3 protein-coding genes are annotated in these 4,283 nt (G+C 64.3%); all 3 read right to left on the bottom strand.

Translation table 11 applies throughout. From position 1 onward, the window contains the following. Nucleotides 1–253: 253 nt before the first annotated feature. On the bottom strand, nt 254–1,633 hold the full coding sequence (locus tag ACYVDE_RS15760) for a hypothetical protein (RefSeq protein WP_460502497.1): 1,380 nt from the start codon (nt 1,631–1,633) through the stop codon (nt 254–256). A 33-nt stretch (nt 1,634–1,666) separates the two neighbouring features. Beyond that, complete coding sequence (locus tag ACYVDE_RS15755) at nt 1,667–2,911, bottom strand: OmpP1/FadL family transporter (protein ID WP_460502496.1); 1,245 nt, start codon at nt 2,909–2,911, stop codon at nt 1,667–1,669. A 168-nt stretch (nt 2,912–3,079) separates the two neighbouring features. Then, nucleotides 3,080–4,126 (bottom strand): endolytic transglycosylase MltG, encoded by a 1,047-nt coding sequence (mltG, locus tag ACYVDE_RS15750; protein WP_460502495.1) that lies wholly within the window; start codon nt 4,124–4,126, stop codon nt 3,080–3,082. Nucleotides 4,127–4,283: the final 157 nt, after the last annotated feature.

Here is a 4,283-nt window from a genome sequence, read left to right as displayed (position 1 = left end):
CGGCAGCAGCCCGTAGCGGCCTGGCCCGCCCCACCGCTGCAGCAACCGCTGCTGTTTCTGGAGCATTCCGAGTTCACCGGCCTCGGCTTTAGCGAAACCCTGGCCGCCAGCCGGGCCGCGGCGGCCGACTCGCTCCCGCTGCGACTGTATCGGCTGCGCTGAGTAGTGCGGCCGGCCGTTTAGGTAGTAAAACCAAAGCCCCCGCTACCAGCAGCTGGCAACGGGGGCTTTGACAGGTAGGAAAACCGGCCGCTTACTGCGCCGTCGTCGGCAGCGTGTTCACGTCGATGGCCGGAATACTGGCGCGGTAGCTGAAATTAATCGCCGAAATGAAGGTGTTGGCCAGCAGCGCATTGCCGCGCGGCGTTAGGGTGTAGTAGTCAAGCGAAAAGAAGTTGCCGCGCACGGGCTCGGTCGAGTACGTCACGCCCGATACCGAGTACGTGCCGGTGTCGGACACGTTGGCCGGGAAGGCCGGGCTGGTATCGAGGGCATACAAGCCGTCGGCACCCTTGGGCAGCTTATACACCGATTTGGCCAGGCGCTCCAGCTCATCGTTGTAGTTGTTCAAAATTACCTTCACGCGGTCGTATTCGGTTTTCAGCAGCACATCGGCATTGCGCAGGGGGTTGCGAATGTCGCGGCCGTAGGGCAGCTGCAACGTGGTGCCATTCACCACCACCGGCGTGCGCACGCCAATGCGGGCGATGGCCGTAGCCAGCACATAGTCGCCGTCGTTGATGTGCTCGCCCGACCCAAAGTTCTCCACGTACAGGCGGGCCGTGTCGCTGCTGGCCACCTGCAGGCGGCGCTCTAGGGCCACGCCTGCGCCCTGGCGCAGCAGGGCCAGCGTGAACAGCGGGGGCAGCTTGGCAATCACGCCCGGGCGCCCGTTGGCGGTCAGCACGTCCAGCACCTTTTTGGCGTTGGTTTTCATGAACAGCTCAAGGTTGGCCGGCAGCGGGCAGGTGCCGCCGCTGCGCACGTAGGGCACGAAGCTGTCGAGGCCCAGAAAATAGGTGAAGAAGGTGGCCGACGCGCTGGCATCCGTCACGGTCTTCAGGTAGGTGCGGCTATCGGCGGCCGGCAGCAGGCGCTCAAAATACGGGTTGAAAGCTCCGCCGGGCTTGGCATTGGCAGCATTGCCCAGGCCGGCCGTTTCGATTTGGGTGAGCTGCAGGCCGGGCACGCCCAGGTTCTGGGGCAGCGCACCGGCCGTGGCACTGCGCGTGAGCAGGCGCACCGTGTCGGGGCCGCCGCAGGCTGCGGGGTTAATGACGGTGCTGGTCACGGCCTGGCCGTTTACTTGCCGCACGCGGGGCAGCCCAAGCGCCGTGAAGTCAACCAGCGTAAGGTATCCCGAACCCGTGCCGGCCTCCAGCAGGGGCTGCGTGAAGGTGGCACTTGGGTTGGCGCGGCGAAACTGCTGGGCCAGCAGGTTGGGATATGAATATTCCTGGCTGGCGCGCGTGAGGCCGCCGTTGCTTTGGCCGGCCGTGTAGGTGTCGCCCACGGCCACATACCGGCTGGCATCGATAACGGTGCTGGGAGCGGGAGTATCCTGGCCCGGCGCACAGGCAGTAAGCAACAGCGCGCTGGCCGCGCCCACGAGCGGCGAATACAGCTTCATCATGCTAAAAGACGAAAAAAACGAAGATGAAAGTTCTTAAAAAGCCACCGCCACGCCTACCGAAGCCGTTTGCACGGCCATCTGGTAGCTGCCGCTGATGTTGCCCACCTGGGTGCTGAGCGGGTTGGTGCGGGCCGTGCGGCGCTGGCCGTACTCAAACGCGTAAGCTGCTTCCAGGCTCAGGCGCTGGGTAAGCTGATAGGCTAGGCCGGCCGAAACGCCCAGACGGTTGGCGTCGATGAACTCGGGGTTGATGTACTCATCGCGGATGGGTGTTTCGTCGTAGCGCACGCCGGCGAGCAGGGTCAGCTGCGGGTTCAGCTGGTACTCGGCGCCGATGCGGAACGTCATGGCATCCTCGTAGCGGCGCGGCTGGTTGACGCGGCGTGCGGGCTGGCTGCCGCTGGCGGCCAGGTCCAGCTTCAGCGAGTCGAGGTTGCTCCAGCCGGTGAGGGTGAAATCAAAGGTGAGCAGCAGCTTCTTGTTGATACGGTCGGCAATACCCACCGCCACCGTGTTGGGGAGGTTGAACTGGGTGTTCAGGCCCGTGCTGGCGGGCAGGGCGGCGGCATCGCGGGCCGGCACGCCGGTGTAGGTGCTGGTGCCGTTTTTCAGCTTGAGATTGACGCCCGTGCGGTAGCTGATGCCAAAAGAGAGATTGTCGCCGGTGCGGCCGTACAGGCCCACGCTCACGCCATAGCCCGAGCCGCTGGCGCTAAGCCGGGCACTGGCCGAGGGGTCGTCGTACTGGCCCAGGGCGCGGCGCTGGGAGTATTTGCCGTAGGCGTAAATGAAGCCCACGCCGGCCCCGAAGTTCTCGTTCAGCTTAAATGCCACCGTAGGTTGCACGAAATAGGTATTGAGCTGGCTTTCCTGAATCACGGAACGGCCCTCCCAGTTGTCGGGCCACTTGGTGTGGTAGCCGTAGGGAGTGGTGACGCTCAGGCCCAGCGTCACGCGCTTGCTTACGGCACGGGTGGCGTAGACGTAGCCGCCGGGCAGCACGGTCAGGGCTTGGTCGGTGCGCTGGTAGGTATCCTGGCCCACAAACGACGAGCGGCGCAGCTGGCCCAGGCCGCCAATGCTCAGGCGCGTGAGCGAGTCGCCCCACTGGCTCAGCAGGCCCGGGTTTACGCTCAGGCCCGCAATGCTGTTGATGTAGGCCGTGCTGGCGCCGCCCAGGCCCAACACGCGGGCACCTTGCGGCCCGGTTTCAAATCCGCCGGCCGAAGCCGTCAGTCCACAGAAGACAGGAATAAGAAAGAGAAGAGGTTGACGCATACGGGCGGTTTGGCGGAAAATTGGGAAACAAATGTACACAAGCGCAAGCTTTTGCAACGGCCAGGTAATATGAAACGGCCATCGAAGGCCCACTAGGGTCAATGCAAGCCCGATTGCCCACGGAAATGTGCTGAACGATGCTGCCCTTGGCCCTACTTGTCGTCAGAATTATCGCTTCACGCCGAGGCTATCGAGCCGGTGCTGGTAGCGGCGGGCATTCTGCTTGTGCTGGGCGTAGGTTTCGGCAAAATCCGAAAAGCCGCTGCCATCGGGCCGCGCGCAGAAAAACAGGTTGTTGTTGTGCGCGGGCTTGAGCACGGCCAGCAGCGAGCCCGGCAGCGGCGTGGTGATGGGGCCCGGCGGCAGGCCCTTGTGGCGGTAGGTGTTGTAGGGCGAATCCACTTTCTTGTCCACGTTCAGCACGCGCTTGCGGGTGCCCAGGCCGTGCAGGGGCCAGAGCAGGGTGGGGTCGGCCTGCAAGGGCTGGCCGTTGCGCAGGCGGTTGAGGTACACGGCGGCGATGAGCGGTTTGTCCGTCGGCTGGGCGGTTTCGCGCTGCACAATGCTGGCCAGCACGCTCACCTGGGTGCGCGTCATCTTCAGAGAATCGGCCCGCGCCTGCCGCTCGGGCCGCCAGAACCGCCGGTAGCGGGCCGCCACCGAATCAAGAAATACCGGCGCCGGCGTATTCCACAGCAGCCGATACTGCCCCGGAATGAACATGGTGCGAATAGTGCAGGTGTCGAGGTGGTACCGCGCCAGCAGGCCGGCATTGTCGCCGAGCAATAATTCCAGCTTAAAGGAGTCGGTTTCGAGCCGGCCGCACACCTTGCGCGGCAGCTGCTCGATGTAGTGAAACGGCTTCAGCTCGAACTGCACCGTGTCCTGGCGGCCCTGCAGCAGCATTTTCACCAGCTCAACGTTGCTCATTCCAGGCTCCAGCCGGTAGCGGCCGGGCTTCACGCGGGCCGGGTAGTCGTGCTGCTCGGCCACCCAGCGGAAGGTAGTCGGCTCAATCAGTAGCTCGTGCCGTTGCAGCGAGTCGAGCACCGCCGCGTAGCCCGTACCGGTTCGGATGTAGAGGTAAGCCGGCCCCTCGGCAAAGGCTGCCACGTTGGGGCGGTAGGCCACGCGCCATACGGCGTAGCCCGCGGCGGCCAACAGTAACGCGAGCAGCAGGAAGTAGGGAAGAAGGCGGCGGGAGCGGCGGGGCAAATGCGTTAGTTCAGGGTGAAGGGTAAAGTTAGGGCGGTTTTGTGAGGGCAACCGGAACAGTGTGCGTCTGCGACGCGCGCTAGCAAGGGGTTCTTACACGCTCCAGCCTTTGCAACGGCTCATCGGTACTTGACACCGGCCAGTGCCGAGGCACTTA

Source organism: Hymenobacter agri, from assembly GCF_054778495.1.
This window is presented reverse-complemented; position numbering and strand designations above follow the sequence as displayed.

Excerpts from the sequence above, each read along its gene's own strand:
- ACYVDE_RS15760 (WP_460502497.1), bottom strand. The coding sequence starts at position 1,633 with ATGATGAAGCTGTATTCGCCGCTCGTGGGCGCGGCCAGCGCGCTGTTG.
- ACYVDE_RS15755 (WP_460502496.1), bottom strand. The coding sequence starts at position 2,911 with ATGCGTCAACCTCTTCTCTTTCTTATTCCTGTCTTCTGTGGACTGACG.